The organism is Jeotgalibacillus terrae, assembly GCF_016908195.1.
Classification (GTDB): Bacteria; Bacillota; Bacilli; order Bacillales; family Jeotgalibacillaceae; genus Jeotgalibacillus; species Jeotgalibacillus terrae.
In genome coordinates this window covers 75,509-95,129 of record NZ_JAFBDK010000004.1, presented here as the reverse complement: position 1 = coordinate 95,129, position 19,621 = coordinate 75,509, and the positions used below count along the sequence as shown (strand labels likewise).

Here is a 19,621-nt window from a genome sequence, read left to right as displayed (position 1 = left end):
TTGAATAATAACACTTAATATCATATCTGTGATTACGGCAAACTTCAATCTTTTTTACCCATTTATCTCGGGTTAATGATATATATTGAATGAAAGTTGTCTAATGTGATCGTATCATGTCAGATTTCAGAGTTAGTAATTTTTTTCAACCATTATATCTGATATGATAATGCTTATAATGAATTTGTTCGGGAGGAAAGTAAAATGATTACGATGAAAGATATTGTTCGTGATGGCCATCCTGTACTTAGAGAAAAAGCTGAAAAAGTCAGCCTCCCTCTAAGTGATGAAGATAAGAATGTGATGTCTTCACTGCTTGAATATATTAAGAACAGCCAGGATCCGGAGACCGCCGATGAATATCAGCTGCGCCCCGGAATCGGACTGGCGGCTCCGCAAATTAATGTTTCTAAACAGATATTCGCGCTTCATATACAGGATGATAACGGTAAGTCTTACAGCTTTAGTATGGCCAATCCTAAAATAATCAGTCATTCGGTTGATAAAACTTACCTTACTTCCGGTGAAGGTTGTCTGTCTGTAGATGAAAATATTCCGGGGTATGTGCCTCGTTATGCACGGGTAACAATCCGGGGCATCGGTCCGGATGATGCAGAACTTAAATTCCGCCTTAAAGGACTTGCGGCTGTAGCAGCACAACATGAAATTGATCATCTGAACGGAATTATGTTTTATGACCATATAGATTCAAACGATCCTTTTAAAGAACCTGATGGAGCTATCCCACTAGAAAGATAAATCAATAACGTTTTTCATCTTATATGTCAAGAACCTTATCTTTACAGATCGCTCATTCCGCGTTATGATAATGATAAGGAGTGATCCGCCATGTTGAAGAAGCTTAAGAAAAAGCTTGCACGACAGTGGAGAGACATGCTGCGTAAAAAGATGATTGCCTGAGCCCCTGTAAGCCCTTCACAATCAGGAGGGCTGTTCTTTATTTAACAGGGAATTATAAATTTGCTTATAAATGATCATAATTATTTATAAACCCCCGATCAGGGGACCAAACACGATAATTAAAGCGCTATGACTGCGCTTTTTTAGTAATGATATGGAGGAGAGATTCACATGATTTTTAAAGTCTATTACCAGGAAGTAGCGTCAGAGGTACCAGTACGTGAAAAAACGAAAGCAATGTATATCGAAGCTGAAACTGAAGAAGAAGTTCGTAAAAAGCTCAGCGGACATGGTTTTAACATTGAATTTGTACAAAAGCTAGAGGGCAAATATTTAGAATACGAGCAAAATCACCAAAACTACCAGCTGGAACAGTTTTAATAAATGAAATTTGTTAAAAATGACCAGACTGCTGTGTTTGCCCTCGGCGGTCTTGGAGAAATCGGTAAAAACACTTATGGCGTTCAGTTTCAGGATGAAATTATTCTGATCGATGCCGGCATTAAATTCCCTGAAGATGAACTTCTTGGAATTGATTATGTAATTCCTGATTACACATACCTTGAGAAAAACCTGGATAAAATTAAAGGTTTATTTATTACTCACGGCCATGAAGACCATATTGGCGGAATTCCTTATCTGCTCCGTCAGGTTAATGTACCGGTATACGGTGGAAAGCTTGCACTTGGCCTTTTGAAAAACAAGCTTGAAGAACACGGTCTTTTAAGATCCACCCGACTTCATACAATAGATGAAGATGACGTAATCAAATTCCGTAAGACAGCCGTCAGCTTTTTCCGCACTACCCACAGTATTCCTGATTCATTCGGAGTTGTTGTGAAGACTCCCCCAGGCAATATTGTACACACAGGCGATTTTAAGTTTGACTTTACCCCTGTTGGTGATCCGGCAAATCTGACTAAGATGGCTGAGATCGGTAAAGAAGGTGTGCTTGCACTTCTTTCGGACAGTACGAACAGTGAAGTGCCAAACTTTACTTTATCTGAACGTAAGGTCGGTGAGAGCATCGATGATATTTTCCAGACTGTAAATGGACGTATCATTTTTGCGACCTTCGCCTCTAATATTTACCGTCTGCAGCAGGTCGTTGAATCAGCTGTTAAATACGGACGTAAAGTTGCAGTATTTGGAAGAAGCATGGACAATGCCATTAATATCGGACACGAATTAGGCTATATCAATGCACCTAAAGATACTTTTATTGACGCACATACGCTGAACAGAATGCCTGCAGATAAAGTGGTCATTTTATGTACGGGAAGTCAGGGTGAACCGATGGCTGCCCTTTCAAGAATTGCGAATGGTACTCACCGTCAGATTCAGATTATCCCTGGTGACACTGTGGTATTCTCATCTTCACCAATTCCGGGTAATACAATCAGTGTAAACCGTACAATTAACCTGTTATACCGTGCAGGAGCTAACGTGATCCACGGACCATTGAATAATATCCATACTTCAGGACACGGATCCCAGGAAGAACAGAAGCTGATGCTTCGTTTGATAAAACCGAAATTTTTTATGCCGATCCACGGTGAATACAGAATGCAGAAAATGCACGCAAGTCTCGCTGTAGACTGTGGCGTTCCTGAAGAGAATTGCTTCCTTATGGAAAACGGTGATGTTCTGGCACTGGGCAGTAACGAAGCCGCGATTGCAGGGAAAATTCCTTCCGGCAATGTCTATATTGATGGCAGCGGTATTGGTGATATAGGCAATATCGTACTCAGAGACCGTCGCGTCCTCTCAGAAGAAGGACTTGTTGTTGTAGTTGTCAGTCTGAATCTGAATGATCATAAGATTGCTTCAGGTCCTGATCTGATCTCCAGAGGTTTTGTTTATATGAGAGAATCCGGGGAACTGATCAATCAGGCACAGCACCTTCTTTATAAGCACCTGAACAAAGTTCTTGCAAATAAGACAAGCCAGTGGTCAGAGATTAAAAATGAAATTACTGATACACTTGAGCCGTTTTTATATGAAAAAACGAAACGCCGCCCAATGATCCTTCCGATTATTATGGAGGTATAAAAAAAGCTGAGACAATTGTCTCAGCTTTTTTTACTGCATTACACGTTTTTCAAAACGATTAATGTCATTATCCGCCCCGATAACAATCAGGATGTCTCCTTTTTGTATCACATCATTAGCCTGCGGGGACACGATGATATCATCCCCTCTTTTAATGGCTACAATATTAATACCGTATTTTGCACGAATATCGAGTTCTATGATCGAGTTTCCGATCAGCAGATTGTTTGCTGCAATCTCCACGATTGAATGCTCATCTGATAGTTCCAGATAATCCAGCACATTGTTTGAAACGATGTTATGAGCAATTCTTTTTCCCATATCTCTCTCAGGGTGAACAACCTTATCTGCCCCGATCCGTTCCAGTACTTTTTCGTGATAGTCATTTTGTGCTTTTACTGTGATTTTCTTTACGCCGATTTCTTTTAGCATCAGCGTCGTGAGGATACTGGCCTGAATGTCATCTCCTATTGCGACAATGACATGATCAAAGTTCCTGATTCCAAGGCTTCTTAATGCTGCTTCATCTGTTGAATCCGCCATCACTGCGTGTGTCGCAATCTGAGAGAATTCATCCACCTTATCCTCAAATTTATCAATCGCCATAACTTCCATACCCTGTTCAACTAATTCGCGGACAATACTGCCGCCAAAGCGTCCAAGTCCAATTACCACAAATTCTTTTTTCACGTTGCTTCCCCCACTATCGTGTACTTACTTTCATTTTAGCACAGGAAAATTCAGAAAAAGAGTTTATTTTTTCCCTTTTACATAATCTGCATCAAAGAGGAAGAGTCTCATGAGCAGGTATAGAGATGGAATCAGCAGGCACAGCCCCAATATAAACACAGTAACCAGAGCTATACCCATCGTTTCATTCACAACGCTGCCTTCTACCGTGATAAACGGATAAAGAATGTACGGTAAGTGAGAAGCTCCATAACCAAAGAATGCAAAGAAAAATTGAAGCATAACCATGAGGAATGCTGTTCCATAGTTCTTTTTCTTGAAAATCAGGTAGCCTGCTATCAGGAAGAATACCAGTGACAAGCCAAACATCCACCATAGATCAAGCGCTCTTTCAAAGTGCTCCCCATTATGTGAACGCAGTCCGGCAAATACCATTAAACTTGCGATAATAGTGGGAGCACCCCAAAACAGTGCAAACTTTCTCATAATCGCCCTGGAATCATAATCTTCTGCACGATCTGCATAATAAGTTAAAAAGCTCGCACTGATATATAATACAGAGACAATTGCAAGAAATACCACACTCCATGAATATGGACTTGTGAACAATTCACCTGCTAGAAATGTAACGCCAGTTTCATCCTCTCTTAAATATCCACCTTCAGAAATCGTCAATGCTGTTGATAGTGAAGCTGGAATTAAAAGACCGGTCGCACCATATAAGAATAAGTATAACGTGCTGTCTTTAGAACCATAATTACCGAATGCATAAAATGAACCTCTGATTGCAATTAAAATAATTGCAACTGAACCCGGTAACAAAAGGGCAGTTCCATAATAGTAGGCTGTATCAGGAAAAAAACCGACCAGACCAACAAAGAAGAATACGAAAAATACATTCGTTACTTCCCAGACCGGTGACAGATATCTGCTGATCAGCTTACTCATAATATGTTCTTTTTTAGACACTCTTGCATAATAAGCAAAAAAGCCCGCTCCGAAATCAATCGATGCAACGATTAAGTAACCGTATAAAAACAGCCACAAAACTGTAATTCCAATAATCTCTAAGCTCATAGCAGTCATTCCTCCCCCTTGGCATTATTTTATATTCACTTTAAAGCAGGCATCAGGGAAAAACTTTCACCATGCTGCCTGCTCATTGTATTTCATTATCTGTCTTACAGACTGCCTCCAGGGAAGCGCTTTTCGAGTTCTGCTTCAGGCGGTCTATTTTTGAACATTCTCAAGAGCACTTTCACGCAGAAGAATCCAAGTACTGCGTAGAGTGCCAGGAAGAGACCGAAAGCAATCCCGACTGATCCGGAGGTTGTGGCTGCTTCATCAACTGTCATAATGCCTCTTAAAATCCATGGCTGACGGCCAACTTCTGCATAGATCCAGCCGAATTCAATCGCGAGCATAGCAAGTGGGCCACTCGCAACGATCCCCATCAGGAGTAACTTATTCCATTCATTGAACCGTTTGATGAACATGAACATAACAAACAGTCCAGCTATGAATAAAGAGTACATCCCGATTCCGACCATCATATCAAACATATAATGCACCCATAACGGAGGGCGTTCTTCTTCAGGAAATTCATCCAGACCAATTACTTCGGTATCAAATGAATTACCTGCCAGAAAACTCAGCATACCGGGAATTCTTATCTCATTGCTGATTTCATTATTCTCATCTATTGTTCCGAAAATGATAAGGTCAGCATTTGATTCAGTTTCAAAGTGCCACTCAGCAGCAGCAAGCTTTTCAGGCTGCTCTTTAGCAAGGAACTTTGCTGACAGATCCCCTGCAAGTGCAGTACCTGCTGAGAAAATCAGCGCAGCTGTCATTGTAAGCCTTAGCGCTTTCTTATGATAATCTGTTCCTTTTTTCGCCAGAATAATAAAAGCCGTGATAGCAGCTAAGATCAGTGCCGATGTCATATAACTTGATGTAATGACGTGGAACACCTTTGTAGGCGTTGCAGGATTGAACATAGCAGCCAGCGGACTGATATTAACTGTTTCCCCATCAATGATATCAAAGCCCTGTGGCGTATTCATAAAGGCGTTTACCGTTGTGATGAAAAACGCTGATAAAGATGCTCCGATCACGATCGGTATATTTAACAGCCAGTGTAACCAGCGGTTTTTGAATCTGTCCCATGTATACAGGTAAATACCCAAAAAGATTGCTTCAAAGAAGAAAGCAAAAGTTTCCATAAATAATGGCAGTGCAATGACCTGACCTGCCACCTGCATAAAGCTTGGCCACAGAAGTGATAATTGCAGACCAATTGCTGTACCTGTTACAACCCCGACTGCAACTGTAATCGTAAATCCTCTTGCCCATCTTCTTGCAAGCAGTAAGTAATGAGGGTCATTTTTTTTAAGTCCAATGAACTCAGCAATCGCAATCATGACCGGGATACCTACACCAATTGTTGCAAATATAACGTGGAATATGAGAGTCGAAGCTGTTAACAGCCGACTGAGCATTACGCCATCGAGTTCCAACATGATTCCCCTCCTAAAAAAGCTTCATACTAGTAAATTTACTATACCACTGTTCACCAAACATTTTACAATAATAAAGGCGTATGTGATATGTTGAACATGAACAATTTGTGACATCCTTCACAAAGGGTGTATCCTCAGTATATCCTCTATATTTTGTTTTTTCAAATGAGGATGCTCAGTATATTTTTAACTGTCAGGAAAGACAAGAAAGTATTAAATAATAAATTTATGACATTTAATGTGAACGGAAAATTGTTATTATAAGTGGCGTTTATGGATGAATAGTTAATTCAAGCGCAGAAAAAAGACCGGAACATAAACGTTCCGGCCACAATGCTTATCCTGCATGATTTTGCTGCATTGTAAATTGTGAATGCACAAGTCCCTGATAAATTCCTTTATGTTTCATTAACTCATCATGATTTCCACTTTCCATCAGGTGTCCATGATCTAGTACATATATTCTGTCTGCATCACGGATCGTTGAAAGACGGTGTGCAATAATGACGGCTGTTCTGCCTTCAAGTAAAGTATTCAGTGCCTTCTGAATCACCACTTCCGTCTCCGTATCAATTGACGCAGTAGCTTCATCAAGGATGATGATTCTCGGATCGGCAAGTAAAGCTCTGGCAAAAGAAATCAGTTGACGCTCTCCTACCGAAAGAATATTACCTCTCTCTTCCACTTCAGTATCATATCCCTTTGGAAGCTTTTCTATGAAACCGTGAGCACCAACTGCTTTTGCTGCTTCGATCAGCTGTTCATCAGAAGCATGCGGGAAGCCAAAACGGATGTTATCTTTAATTGTTCCTGAGAAAATGAATGTATCCTGAAGAACAATTGATATTTGCGATCTGAGACTTCTCAGTGACACGTCACGCAGATCATGTCCATCCATTTTAATCGACCCTGCAGTCGGATCGTAAAAGCGCGTGATCATGTTTGCGATCGTTGTCTTACCTGATCCAGTATGACCGACCAGTGCAATGGTTTCGCCGGCCTTAATATCCAGATTGATGCCGTCTAATGCTTTTCTGTCACCGGAGTAAGCGAAATCAACCATGTCAAATTTAACATCACCTTTAATCTGCTCAAGTTCGATCGCATCTTTCTTTTCAGCTACATTCGGCTGCTCATCAAGAAATTCAAAGATTCTCTCAGAAGACGCCATTCCCATCAGAAGCTGATTGTACACCATACCGAGTCTTGAGATCGGCTCCCAGAACATCCCGATCAGGAATGCAAAGGTAACAAATTCCCCGATTTCAAGGCTTCCCCCCTGAATAAGCGTAGCACCGTACCAGATTAAAATAGCTGAACCAACTGCATTTGTCATTTCTACAAGCGGTCTGAATGTCGCATTCTTTTTCGTGGCATCCCGCCAGCTCTCGAATGTTTCGTTGTTCACGCCTTCAAAATATTGAGCATTCTCTTTTTCCTGTGTAAAAGACTGTGTAATTCTCATCCCCTGAAGACTTTCATTTAAATGAGAGTTCAGTTTTGACTGCTTCAGGCGGACTGTCTGCCATGATCTTCTGATCTTTTTACGGAGTTTTGTTGAGATCAGGAACATAGCCGGCAGTACAACCATAACCGCAGTTGCCAGTTCAGGACTGATCGTAAATAAGACAACAAAAATTCCCATCAGCATCAGAATATCCATCAGAAGATTAATGACACCGTTTGTGAACAGTTCCTGAAGTGAATTAATGTCATTCATGATTCTCACCAGAATTGAACCGGCTGAGCGTTTATCAAAAAACCTGTTACTGAGCCACTGAACGTGAGTAAATAAATGTTTTCTCAGATCATAAATCACACTCTGACCTAATATATTCATCCACTTGATTCTGAACACGTTCGCAACATAGTTCACAATATATAGCCCGGCAATCACTCCTACAAGCTGCATGAGCAGGTTACCGTCTTTTCCTGCAATTGCTTCATCAATGACATACATACCAATCAAAATCGGTATGACCAGCCTGATCGCTGTTGTAATCAATACCATGATGATCGATAACGGCAGCAGCTTTTTTGAATATGGTTTCAGGTATCTGAACAATCTCCACAGCTGCGTCCAGTTAAATGGTTTTTCAATGACCTGGTCTGTTGAATACTTAAATCTGTTTTGAATTCTCTTTTGCGCTTCACTGCTCATTCTTTCACCTCATCCCTGTTGCAGACAGTGTTTTTTGATCTTTATATTGGATGTCGTAGATTCTTTTGTACTGTCCTTCAAGCTTTATCAGCTCTTCATGTGTACCGCGGTGTGTAATCTCACCGTTCTCAAATACAAAAATTTCATCTGCATGTTTCAATGAAGAAATCCGGTGCGCAATGATAAATGTAGTCCGGCCTTCCATTACTTCTTTTAACGCTTTTTGAATGTTGAATTCAGTCTGCATATCTACAGCACTCGTTGCATCATCTAAAATCAGTATACTTGGATCAAGGCAGATCGCTCTGGAAATCGCAATTCTCTGCTTTTGACCTCCGGATAGACCTAGTCCTCTTTCCCCAAGCATCGTATCGTAGCCATCCGGCATTTCCATAATAAAATCATGTGCTTCAGCTTTTTTAGCTGCTGAAATAATTTCATCCATCGTTGCCTCAGGTCTTCCAAATGCAATATTCGCTTTAATAGTAGAAGAAAACAGGAATGATTCCTGCAGTACAAATCCTACATTCTTTCGGAGAGATCTGATCGTGTAATCACTGACTTCCCTGCCATCGATCATGACAGATCCTTCAGTCGGCTCATAAAATCTTGTCATTAGCTGAGTCACGCTCGTTTTACCGGACCCTGTTGCACCAATTAAGCCGATTGTTTTTCCGCTTTCAGCTTTAAAAGAAATATTGTTAATTGCTTTTTCATCATCTTCTGTATAGCGTAACGTTACATTTTTAAATTCAACTACACCTTCAGATCTTGTCATTTCAATAGCATCAGGCTTTTCAATTATTGTTTCTTCCGCTTCAAGGATTTCAAGTAGTCGTTCTCCTGAAGCCTTTGACTGTGAAAACTGGTTAATCGTGAAGCCAAGGTTCATAATCGGCCAGATAATAAAACCGACCAGACTGTAAAAGGCTGTCAGTTCACCGGCTGTCAGGCTATCATTGACAACCAGATACCCACCATAACCAAGTAGCATGACGACACTGACATTCCCCAGAAACTCCATTAACGGGAAATACTTAGCCCATACATCTGATGTAAATAAGTACTTTTCTTTATAGTCCTGGTTTGAACTATTGAACTTATCGATCTGATGCTCTTCTCTTGAAAGAGATTTCACTGTGTTAATGCCACTGATATTTTCCTGTACATTTGTATTGAGTTTTCCAAATGATTTTCTGACACCTCTGAATGCAGGGTGAACTTTTTTATCGAACTTGAACACAGCAACCGCAAGAAACGGAATGGACAGCATTGTCACAATCGTCAGTGGAACAGAATAGTAAAGCATGACTCCTGTTGTCACAATAAGTAACAGGACAAGTCTGATTAATTCCGCAAATCCAAATGATAGGAAGAAACGGAATCCTTCCACATCAGCTGTCAGACGGGACATGATATCGCCTGTTTTTGCATTATCATAATATTGGAATGGCAGACTCTGAAGCTTGTCATAAAGCCGCTCGCGCAAATCATAGACGGCAATAATACCAAACAGGTCTCCATTATATTGAGAGATAAATGTTGCGATTCCTTTGATCGCCATAATCCCAATAAACCCAAAAGCAAGATAAGGGATCAGTCCGTATCTTCCCTGACCGACGACGTCATCAATTGTGATCTGTAATATAATCGGATAGACAATTGTAATCAGTGTCATGACAAATAAAAATATGATCGAAAGTATAAAGTACCGCTTATGAGGCCAGTAAAATTCTTTTAACTTCTTAAAAACATCCATCGCGTATCCCTCCTCTTTTGTTTCTTCTATTATATAGACACCTATTAAATATATCGGTTTTCGAAATAATTTTCCACCTTTATTTGAATTTTTTCTCATTTCCCACTATTCACTAATGAGTGTAACGCTGCAGTCATAAAAAAAGATCAGCCCGCAGGCTGATCTTTGATCATGTTATTTTATAATGTTTTTTGTCCTGGCTTCCAGTTTGCCGGACATAGTCCGCCAGTCTGAAGTGCCTGCAGTACGCGCAGTGTTTCGTCTACATCACGGCCGATGTTGTTGTGGAATACTGTCTGATACATCAACTCGCCTTCAGGAGAGATGATATAAAGTCCGCGAAGTGCAATCCCTTCATCTTCAATCAGTACGCCGTATTCACGTGATACCTGGTGATTAGTATCCGCTGCAAGTGGATAGTTCAGATCACCAAGACCGTTGTCTTTGCGTTCTGTGTTGATCCATGCAAGGTGTGTGTGGATTGTATCAGTAGAAACCCCGATGATTTCAGCATCAAGGTCTTCAAATTCGTCGTAACGGTCTGACATTGCAGTGATTTCTGTTGGACATACAAAAGTGAAGTCCATTGGATAGAAGAATAATACTGTCCATTTATCTTCTTTCATGTTCTGTTCAAGACTTACTTTTCCAAATTCCTTGTCAGCAAGTACTGCGTCCATTTCAAAGCGTGGCGCCTGCTTGCCTACCATACGTTCTGCCATCAAAAATCCCTCCAGATAAAAATTCAGCATGAGAATGTATCAATTCATTTCTCAATAAACTCACGATTTCCATAATAATATACACAAAAACATTAGTCAATTTAAAACAGAATTGATTTTAATGAAGCATAAAATCCCCCGGATTCCTTGATTCATGTTTTCCCTTTTGATATAAGGGTATAGTAGGACGATATAAAACATTGTGATAAGCAGAAAGGATGACAGTCATTGGAACTGATTTTAAATTTTAATGCTCTAAGCGTACGACTTGCTGAATACGAGTGGGGAGCATTATTTATTGCAATTGGAATTGCGGCACTGAAAATAATCGGCATACTCATTATTTTTATGATCGCAAAAGCAATCGGAAACCGTGTATTATCCCGGGTCTTTACAAAATATGAGCATAAAGAAAATATCTCAGTTGGAAGAGCCCGTACGTTAGAGAGTCTAACCAAGAATGTTTTCGGCTATGCACTCATCTTTATATTAATTGTAACAATCCTTCAGGTTGTAAATATTGATGTTACAGCTCTGATTGCAGGAGCTGGAATTGTCGGTCTGGCAATCGGCTTTGGTGCTCAGGGACTTGTCAGTGATGTAGTAACCGGATTTTTCATTCTGCTTGAAAAGCAAATTGATGTTGGAGATTACATAACGACCGGCAGCTTTTCTGGTATATGTGAAGAGGTTGGCCTGAGACAAACTAAAATCCGTGGCTTTGACGGAACACTTCACTTCGTGCCTAACCGTGAAATTACAAGCATGAGTAACCACTCCCGCGGTAATATGCGTGCAATGATTGATATTGGGATTTCTTATGATGACGATATAGATAAAGCGATTAGAGTATTGCAGGATGTATGTGATGAAGTTGCTGCAGCTAACAGCAATATTGTAGAAGGACCCAATGTAGTAGGCGTTCAGGAGCTAGGCTCTTCAGATGTAGTAATCCGTGTTATTGGAAAGACTGCAAATATGGAGCAGTGGGGCGTTGAAAGAGAGCTTAGAAAAGCAATGAAAGAAGCACTCGACCGTAACGGTATTGAGATTCCATTTCCTCACCAGGTTTACGTACACAAAGAAAGTTAAAAAGAGCCTGAGACAAAAAGATGATATTTGTTGTTTGAATTACTTTTTATTGAAATAAATCTTAGTGGAACGGAGCGTAAGGCGGTGACTCCGGGACGATTAGCGGGACAGCTGAGACCCCACAGCCGAAGGCGAGGAGGCCATATCGGACCACAAAACGGTCCACCGTCCGGAAAGCTTCCGCCTGAAGCGCAGTGAAACAATTAGAGGCTGAGACAATTTTTATAATGTCCCAGCCTCTTTTCATTTGCTTCTTAAGTAATCCGTAATGAATGTGATCGCTGGTTCTATTGCTTTCTCATCAGGATTCAGTTTTGCATGATGCAGTCCGTACTCAGAACCGACACCGAGCCAAAACATGAAGCCGGGAATTTCTTTAAGGAAATAACCGAAATCTTCTCCTGTCATTGCTTTTTCGCACTCAATACAGTCAATACCATTATACCCCGAAGCAAAAGACATAAAATCTTCAGTAAGCTGATGATCATTATAGACCATGTAATAGGGCTGGTTGAATTCAACCTTTACTTCACAGTCAAATGCAAGTGCGATTCCATTAGAGATTGCCTTCACCCTTGTTTTTAACGTCTCCATCACTTCAGGATCCAGACTCCTCATTGTTCCATTCAGCTCGGCAGTTTCTGCAATAATATTTCCTATTGTTCCAGCTTCAAGTTTTCCAACAGTAACCACTGCACTGTTTAACGGGTCAATTGACCGTGAGACGATTGACTGCAGCTGTGTGATCAAATGAGCACCTGCTACGATCATATCTTTTGTTTTATGCGGATATGCCGCGTGTCCACCCTTACCGGTTAGAACAATTTTCAATTCAGATGTGTTTGCAAATAAAAGACCTTTTTTAACTGCAAGTACTCCTGCCTGATATTCAGGAGCGATATGAAGGCCCATGATCTCATCAGGCATCCAGGCTTTCATCTCATCTGACTGAAGCATGCGTGCTGCACCGCCCGGCCCTTCTTCTGCCGGCTGGAAAATGAACAGCACATGATGGTCAATGGGCTGAGATGCTAATGCTGTCAGCACTCCAAGTGCAATGCTCATGTGAAAATCATGACCGCATGCATGCATGAATCCTTGATGCTCAGAGGAAAACGACAGGCCTGTCTGTTCAGCAATCGGGAGGCCGTCGATATCTGTTCTGTAAGCCAATGTTTTCGGATTGTTCCCTTTTCCATTAACCAACACAAAAATCCCGGTTTCCCATGTTTTAACTGATAGATTTTCCTGTGGCAGCGTGTCGATATACTGAAGTAAATAGCTTTGGGTTTTATATTCCTGGTATCCAACTTCAGGGATTTTATGAAGATCCCTTCTAATCTCGATAAACTTGTTCATTCACAAACACCTTCCCTGTTATTCAGTTCATGAAAAAAACGCAGATTGTCATCTGCGTTTTTTAAAAGCAGCTATTACAGCTGACGAAGTTCCTGCTTGATTTCTGTTTTAGACTTTGTCTTTTCATCAATTTTCTTTAGTAATTTAGCCGGTGTTCCTGCAACAACAGTGTAAGGTTCAACGTCTTCAATAACAATTGCACCAGCAGCTACAACTGCACCCTTCCCAACCGTTACACCTTCTAAAACAACAGCGTTTGCACCAATGACAACATCATCTTCAATTACTACAGGTTTTGCTGAAGGTGGCTCAATTACACCCGCAAGTACTGCACCCGCACCAATATGACAGTTCTTACCTACAGTAGCACGTCCTCCAAGCACAACGTTCATATCGATCATTGTACCCGATCCGATAACAGAGCCGATATTTATTGAAGCACCCATCATGATCACTGCATTATCCCCTATTTCAACCTGATCACGGATAATCGCCCCCGGTTCAATTCGGGCCTTGATATTTTTCAGGTCAAGCATCGGAATGGCAGAATTTCTGCGGTCGTTTTCCACAACGTAATCCCAAACCTGGTCAGTATGTGCTTCAAGCGCCGGCTGGATATCTGCCCATTCTCCAAATACCACACCTGATCCCTCAGATAAAAATGTCTGTGAAGCATCACCAAAGTTGATCTTATGAAGATCTGTACCTTTCACATATACTTTTACAGGCGTTGCTTTTTTCGCATTTTGAATATAGGAAATAATTTCATTTGCATCCATTGTATTCATTTAAAATCCCCTCTCAATCATTTAAGCATTCAGCTGACTTTTACTTTATCAGACCACCGCACCACAATACAAGTGTTCAATATTAGAAAATTTCAAATCATACTGTCAGATACTTTTTTACAGACTCGATAAATGCTTCAACCTGAGGAAGTTCAAATGCTGCCTGATAGCCGATCAGCCATGTGTCTCTTTTTAAAGTGTGCTCTTCTGTATGAAGAGGTGTACAAAACACATCTTCATTACCTGACAATGTAATGGAGGGAAGGATGGCATACCCGATTCCATTCAGTGCCATCTGTTTACAGGTTTCGATTTGATCCACAACGATATTCTGGCGTGGAGAGATCTGAAACTGTCTGCCCCACCACTCCTGAATTTCCTGATAATAAGTTGAATCACTTTTGAACTGAATGAAAGGCCTGTTTGTTAAGTGAAGGTCTTCTACACGCTTTATTTCTTTATCCACAAGATACAGCTGGTCCTGAAATAAATGCATCTTAGGCCCTTTCCAGTCTGGTGTTCCCCTTATAATGCCTATATGCACGTCGCCATTGTATACAGCCTGCAGAATTTCACTGCTCCATCCTGTCATTAATGAAATTCTTGCGTGCGCATTCGTTTCTACAAAGTCTTTTAATACTTTTGGCAGCCAGTTCTGTCCCACAATAGAAGCGCAGGCGATCTTCAGCGTTCCGTACACTTTTGTATCAAGTGCGAGAATCTGTTCTCTGACTGCTTCTTCCTTTTTGATCATTTCCCGTGCCATATCCACAATCATTTCTCCGGCAGGTGTAAGTGTTAATCCTTTTTTAGACCTTATAAATAATGGTTTTTGCCATTCTTTTTCAATTGACTGCAGCCGTTGTGATAAAGCAGGCTGGGAAACAAACAGCCTTTCAGCTGCTTTTCTCATATTCATTTCTTCAGCAAGTATATCGAGCATATGGTAATCAGAATGATTCATAGTTCACCCTATTCCTTCCTTGGCAGAAACAGAATAAAAAATAAGCTGATTAAAGCAAATGCAAATACAATGAAATAAACGATATTTAAACCGCTCGTCATAGCAGACTGCAATTGCTCAAGTACGTCAGGCTCGAGGCGGCTTCTCTGTTCCGCTTCAAGCAGACTGTTTACAGCATCAACACCTAATGACTGGACTTCGGTATTTTTACTATCTTCAAAAGAAGATCTGATTGAAGCATTCAGGATCCCTCCAAGCAGCGCAACTCCTACTGTACTGCCCAGATTTCTCATAAACATATTTGCTGCCGTTGCAGCACCTCTTAATTTCCATGGAACTGCACTTTGAATGGATACTATAAACGATGTCGTTGTAAGCCCCATGCCTACACCAACAAAAAATGAGGATACTGCAGGCCATACCGGACCATACCCCGGTTCCATCAGGACAAACAGTAAAGTTCCAGCGATCAAAGAGATTCCGCCAAGAAGACTCGTTTTATAATAACCGATTTTAATCAGTAATCTTCCTGCAACAGTCGCTGCAATCGGCCAGCCGATTGACATTGCAGTCAGTGTAAATCCAGCGATACTTGCGCTTTCTTCCATCACACCGGTTACAAAAGCAGGCAGGTAACTCGATATACCTATCAATAATACGCCTGTGGTAAGTGACACAATATTAGCAATAAATATCGCACGGTTTTTCCAGATTGAAAATGGCATCATCGGGTCAGGAGCTTTCAGCTCATGTCTGACGAAAAGATACAGCAGCAGTCCCGCTGCAATAATCATGATTAGCGCAGTAGAAGATAGCCATGGAATAGAAATACCGCCTTCTACGAGCAGATATAGTAAAACTGTCAGTGCGACTGATAGCAGTGCTGCTCCTTTATAATCAATGGGTGATGTATTCTTCTCAACGTCCTCTTTAAGAAACATCCAGAGAACTGTAAGAGAAAGAACGCCAAGCGGGATATTAATCCAGAATACGTATTGCCAGCCGATAGTCTCTACCAGCAGTCCGCCGATTGCAGGTCCCATAACAGCTGAGATCCCCCATACACTAGAGAGGTATCCCTGAATCTTCGCACGTTCTTCTTTAGAATAGATATCACCAACAATCGTTGAAGCGATTGGCATCACAGCCCCCGCTCCAAGGCCCTGAATAAATCTGAAGGCGATCAGCCACTCCATTGATTCAGCAAATCCGCATAATATTGATCCGACTAAAAATAACGACATCCCTAATGTAAGTACCGGTTTTCTGCCAAACAGGTCAGACAGCTTTCCATAAAGTAATACTGTAACCGTACTCATTAGTAAATATGAAGAAAAAACCCAGCTATAAAGCTGGAAACCACCAAGGTCTGCTGTGATTGCGGGCATGGCGGTTGACACAATGGTTGCTTCAATTGCACCAACAAACATTGCCAGCATAACAGCAGCTAATATAAATGGACGGTATTTATTTTGTCCCGGCCGCTGATTAGACTCATTCATATAGAAACTCCCTTGACGTTAAGAACGCTGAATTTGTTTGTGTATATGCCTCTGTAACTGTTTTAACATCACTCTTCGTGTTAACAGCCCTTCAAAATAACCTTCAGGACTCATAACGCATACAAACGGGTGATCCACAAGCAGGTTTAGTGCGAACTGAAACTGGTCAGTCTGTTTCAGAGATGGAATATCAGCACGCATAATATCTTTTACTTTTTTTTCATTCAGTCTGCTGAATTCAATTTCTTCAAGTCCAAGCATTGAATCAGTGATCATCTGAACACTGATCAGACCTTTCAGGTGATACGAAGAATCCAGTACGGGTATGGAGGAATATCCGCTTTTAGTCAATACAAGAAGTGCATGTTCTGCAGTGTTCATCTCCTGGACGTGGGCAATTTTATCTGAAGGAATAATATATTGAATGATTGGTGTTTCAAGAAATTCTTTATGTTCAATTGTTAGCATGAGTTAAACCCCTTTTTACAAAATCTCTCTGTCCCCATCATAACATAATCAAAGATAAGCTCTCTATGTCTGTCTCCTGTTTTAAAAAAATCCAAAAAAAAACCGGGAGCACCGGTTCTTCATGTTTACTGGTTATTATTTTCTTCCTGAAGCAGTTCATAGATTTCAATCGCTGTCATATCAATGTTGTCGAAAGGATATTTTTGCGGTTTCTGATCTTTGTCATACACTTCAAGCTCGAACGTATCATTTGTGCCAAAATATTTCACCTGGCATACTCTTTTACCGTTCAGTTCGAAAAAGCGGGAAGGAACATCACCTGACTGATCCTGCTCCTGCAATGTTTTTAGTCTTTGAATAATACCCATCAGTTGAGACATGTGGTATTCTCCCTTCTGTTTGTTGATCATTTCATTATAACATTTAACCGGGAATGGCAGTTAACAAAGAATCATTTGGTGAAATCACCTTCATCCTCATTCCCTTTATCAGCTGTTACAAAACAAAGAATACTATAACACACATTCTCAACTCATGACAGCTCAAATTAAAGAACATACAGGAACACTTGCAAATCCTTTGACACATCTGCTGATTTACGCGAAACTATTAACAAATGAATATTGTTTAAAGGAAGTGAGCAGCGTGCAAAAAGTAATTTTGTACACTCAGCCACAGTGTCCGCCGTGTGAAATTGTTAAACGTTTTTTTAAAGCAAATCAAGTTGAATTCAGTGAGATAAATATTAAAGAGGATACATCTTCAAGACAATATATGATAGACACACTGGAATCATATTCGACCCCGACGGTACTGATCAATGACAGTGAAGTCGTTCGCGGCTTCAACCTTGAATCTCTGGCTGAAAAATTAAATATATCCTGTGATTAATAAGAGGCTGGAGACAATTGTCTTCAGCCTCTTTTCTGTAATAGTACTCAGTGGGCTGTCACGACACCATCATAAAGTAAAGAATGATGGCTATTCCTGCGACTCCTGCCAGACTATAGATGATGATAACCGGGTTAAATAATAAAGGATGACGTTTTACCTGTTGTGAAACCTCATCCTTTTCACTTTTTTTATTACCTGCCTGCAATGTGACGGCCAGTCCAATCAGACAGACCAGTGTAACTGCGATAAGTGTGATGGCTGCAGTCATATGGTTCCCACCTTCTGAGTCTTTACCTTAGCGTGGTCATATGTAGCAGCAATTATGCATGATACCTTTATAGAAAGCTCTGTTAAAGTTGGCTGTTGATTTCCGCTTCAGGGGGAACGCTTTCCGCATGAGCCGTCTTTTGGCTCCGGTTCAATCTGACCTCCTCGACGCTTCGCGTCTGCGGGGTCTCACCTGTCACGCTTATCCTGCTGGAGTCGTCCCCCTTCCGCTCCAATCACCAGCTGTGCTAAAACAATAACGGGCTTTAACATAGCCTTTTAGAAAGGAAACGCGTTAAGCCATTGACCCCCATCAAGTGTGACGCATTCACCGTTCATATAAGCTGCTTCATCAGATAGCATAAAAGCAGCAAGGCCAGCGATTTCTTCCGGTTTGCCTAGTCTCTTCAGCGGTACGCTCTGAACTGTCCTTTTCGCTGCTTCTTCAGATTCAAATAATTTTTCTGCACCCCCTGTACGTTCAATCGGACCAGGTGCAATTGCGTTTGCCCTGATGCCGTATTTATGTCCCCATTCAACGGCCACGGTTCTTGTCAGTGATAATACCCCTGCCTTAGCCGCTGCTGAATGTGCTACTCCGGCTCCTGCATTCCAGGCATAGGTAGCCACCATATTAATAATCGTTCCTTTAATATCATGCTCGATCCAGTAATCACCCGCTGCTTTTGTGCAGTTGAATGTACCATTCAGTACAATATCAATGACTGAACGCCATGCATTCGGCGACATTTTTTCGATTGGACAGATAAAATTGCCCGCTGCGTTATTAATCAGCCCATCAACTGTTCCAAATTTTTTAACAGCAGATTGAATCATCTGTTCAGCCATTTCATATTCTCTTACATCCATTTGAAAATACGCAACGTTATCCCCGGTACCGATTTCTTCGACAGCTGCTTTCAATTTTTCTTCATCCCTGCCTGTGATTAGTACAGAATGACCGTCATCAGCCAGCCTTTTCGACATAAATTTCCCCATTCCGTTTGATCCGCCTGTAACGATATACACCTTTCCCATCTGAATCCCCTCCAATATAATGAATGACTATTCATTCATTATACTATTAATCATTTATAAAATTCAATTTATTTAAAGTTAAAGCTGTGTTAAAACAACATTAGACGTTAACAGAGCTAAAAAAAAACTGACCGAGCCGAGTGGCCTGGTCAGTTTACTGGTGATGATCCTGATGGATAGAATTTTTCTGATGAAGTTTTGCAATTGCACGTACAATCGTTTTTTTCTTATTAAAACCGGTCGCAGCAACGTGTTCACTGTTTAGTTCAGCGTAAACTGTTCCTTTTGCCTGATCTTCATTAAAACCTTCTATAAACGCTGTAATAACACCAGCTTCTACTGGAATACGTAAAATATTTAATGTCAGCCCTTTTTTCAATTGAAAAAGCTCCTTTAGTAAAATACTTAAATTCTGCACAACA

20 protein-coding genes are annotated in these 19,621 nt (G+C 40.9%); 5 read left to right on the top strand and 15 right to left on the bottom strand.

Features of this window, described 5'->3' with window-relative positions; genetic code table 11:
- The first annotated feature begins 204 nt into the window (after positions 1-204).
- From def to rnjA, 3 genes are all read left to right on the top strand, one after another.
- Positions 205-759 (top strand): peptide deformylase, encoded by a 555-nt coding sequence (def, locus tag JOD21_RS04900; protein ID WP_204728555.1) that lies wholly within the window; start codon positions 205-207, stop codon positions 757-759.
- 333 nt (positions 760-1,092) lie between these two features.
- On the top strand, positions 1,093-1,302 hold the full coding sequence (locus JOD21_RS04895) for a DNA-dependent RNA polymerase subunit epsilon (RefSeq protein WP_041122256.1): 210 nt from the start codon (positions 1,093-1,095) through the stop codon (positions 1,300-1,302).
- 3 nt (positions 1,303-1,305) lie between these two features.
- Positions 1,306-2,973 carry a ribonuclease J1 gene (rnjA, locus tag JOD21_RS04890; protein WP_204728554.1) on the top strand — a complete coding sequence of 556 codons (1,668 nt, stop codon included), beginning with the start codon at positions 1,306-1,308 and terminating at the stop codon, positions 2,971-2,973.
- A 30-nt stretch (positions 2,974-3,003) separates the two neighbouring features.
- Here rnjA and JOD21_RS04885 read toward each other — a convergent pair whose 3' ends face one another.
- From JOD21_RS04885 to JOD21_RS04860, 6 genes are all read right to left on the bottom strand, one after another.
- Positions 3,004-3,663 carry an NAD-binding protein gene (locus tag JOD21_RS04885; RefSeq protein ID WP_204728553.1) on the bottom strand — a complete coding sequence of 220 codons (660 nt, stop codon included), beginning with the start codon at positions 3,661-3,663 and terminating at the stop codon, positions 3,004-3,006.
- 63 nt (positions 3,664-3,726) lie between these two features.
- Positions 3,727-4,740 (bottom strand): cytochrome d ubiquinol oxidase subunit II, encoded by a 1,014-nt coding sequence (locus tag JOD21_RS04880; protein ID WP_204728552.1) that lies wholly within the window; start codon positions 4,738-4,740, stop codon positions 3,727-3,729.
- Between the two features lie 104 nt (positions 4,741-4,844).
- On the bottom strand, positions 4,845-6,185 hold the full coding sequence (locus JOD21_RS04875; protein ID WP_204728551.1) for a cytochrome ubiquinol oxidase subunit I: 1,341 nt from the start codon (positions 6,183-6,185) through the stop codon (positions 4,845-4,847).
- Between the two features lie 337 nt (positions 6,186-6,522).
- The gene (locus tag JOD21_RS04870) at positions 6,523-8,346 is read right to left on the bottom strand and encodes an ABC transporter ATP-binding protein (RefSeq protein WP_204728550.1); all 1,824 of its coding nucleotides are present in this window, start codon (positions 8,344-8,346) and stop codon (positions 6,523-6,525) included.
- Between the two features lie 4 nt (positions 8,347-8,350).
- A complete protein-coding gene (locus JOD21_RS04865; protein ID WP_204728549.1) occupies positions 8,351-10,105 on the bottom strand; it encodes an ABC transporter ATP-binding protein in 1,755 nt (584 codons plus the stop codon).
- A gap of 179 nt (positions 10,106-10,284) precedes the next feature.
- On the bottom strand, positions 10,285-10,827 hold the full coding sequence (locus JOD21_RS04860) for a peroxiredoxin (protein WP_204728548.1): 543 nt from the start codon (positions 10,825-10,827) through the stop codon (positions 10,285-10,287).
- 237 nt (positions 10,828-11,064) lie between these two features.
- On the opposite strand from JOD21_RS04860, the gene JOD21_RS04855 reads away from it, so the two are divergent.
- Positions 11,065-11,919, top strand: coding sequence for a mechanosensitive ion channel family protein (locus JOD21_RS04855; protein WP_380269091.1), 855 nt, complete (start codon positions 11,065-11,067; stop codon positions 11,917-11,919).
- A 243-nt stretch (positions 11,920-12,162) separates the two neighbouring features.
- On the opposite strand, the gene JOD21_RS04850 is transcribed toward JOD21_RS04855, so the two are convergent.
- The 6 genes from JOD21_RS04850 to JOD21_RS04825 form a co-directional block, all read right to left on the bottom strand.
- Positions 12,163-13,278, bottom strand: a complete 1,116-nt coding sequence (locus JOD21_RS04850) for an N-acetyldiaminopimelate deacetylase (RefSeq protein ID WP_204728547.1) — start codon at positions 13,276-13,278, stop codon at positions 12,163-12,165.
- A gap of 74 nt (positions 13,279-13,352) precedes the next feature.
- Positions 13,353-14,066: a 2,3,4,5-tetrahydropyridine-2,6-dicarboxylate N-acetyltransferase gene (gene dapD, locus JOD21_RS04845; protein WP_204728546.1), complete on the bottom strand. Its 714-nt coding sequence runs from the start codon at positions 14,064-14,066 to the stop codon at positions 13,353-13,355.
- A gap of 97 nt (positions 14,067-14,163) precedes the next feature.
- A complete protein-coding gene (locus JOD21_RS04840) occupies positions 14,164-15,030 on the bottom strand; it encodes a LysR family transcriptional regulator (protein ID WP_204728545.1) in 867 nt (288 codons plus the stop codon).
- A gap of 8 nt (positions 15,031-15,038) precedes the next feature.
- The gene (locus tag JOD21_RS04835; protein ID WP_204728544.1) at positions 15,039-16,532 is read right to left on the bottom strand and encodes an MDR family MFS transporter; all 1,494 of its coding nucleotides are present in this window, start codon (positions 16,530-16,532) and stop codon (positions 15,039-15,041) included.
- 18 nt (positions 16,533-16,550) lie between these two features.
- Positions 16,551-17,000, bottom strand: a complete 450-nt coding sequence (gene cbpB, locus JOD21_RS04830) for a cyclic-di-AMP-binding protein CbpB (RefSeq protein WP_204728543.1) — start codon at positions 16,998-17,000, stop codon at positions 16,551-16,553.
- A gap of 125 nt (positions 17,001-17,125) precedes the next feature.
- Positions 17,126-17,380, bottom strand: coding sequence for a YkuJ family protein (locus tag JOD21_RS04825; RefSeq protein ID WP_041122244.1), 255 nt, complete (start codon positions 17,378-17,380; stop codon positions 17,126-17,128).
- 265 nt (positions 17,381-17,645) lie between these two features.
- On the opposite strand from JOD21_RS04825, the gene JOD21_RS04820 reads away from it, so the two are divergent.
- Positions 17,646-17,891, top strand: a complete 246-nt coding sequence (locus JOD21_RS04820) for a glutaredoxin domain-containing protein (protein WP_204728542.1) — start codon at positions 17,646-17,648, stop codon at positions 17,889-17,891.
- 58 nt (positions 17,892-17,949) lie between these two features.
- Here JOD21_RS04820 and JOD21_RS04815 read toward each other — a convergent pair whose 3' ends face one another.
- The 3 genes from JOD21_RS04815 to JOD21_RS04805 all read right to left on the bottom strand — a co-directional run bounded on the left by JOD21_RS04815 (position 17,950) and on the right by JOD21_RS04805 (position 19,578).
- Positions 17,950-18,162, bottom strand: coding sequence for a hypothetical protein (locus JOD21_RS04815; RefSeq protein WP_204728541.1), 213 nt, complete (start codon positions 18,160-18,162; stop codon positions 17,950-17,952).
- A gap of 278 nt (positions 18,163-18,440) precedes the next feature.
- Entirely contained in the window at positions 18,441-19,199 is a 759-nt protein-coding gene (gene fadH, locus JOD21_RS04810; RefSeq protein WP_204728540.1) for a 2,4-dienoyl-CoA reductase, read from the bottom strand.
- A 154-nt stretch (positions 19,200-19,353) separates the two neighbouring features.
- Positions 19,354-19,578 carry a hypothetical protein gene (locus tag JOD21_RS04805; RefSeq protein ID WP_204728539.1) on the bottom strand — a complete coding sequence of 75 codons (225 nt, stop codon included), beginning with the start codon at positions 19,576-19,578 and terminating at the stop codon, positions 19,354-19,356.
- Positions 19,579-19,621 lie beyond the last annotated feature (43 nt).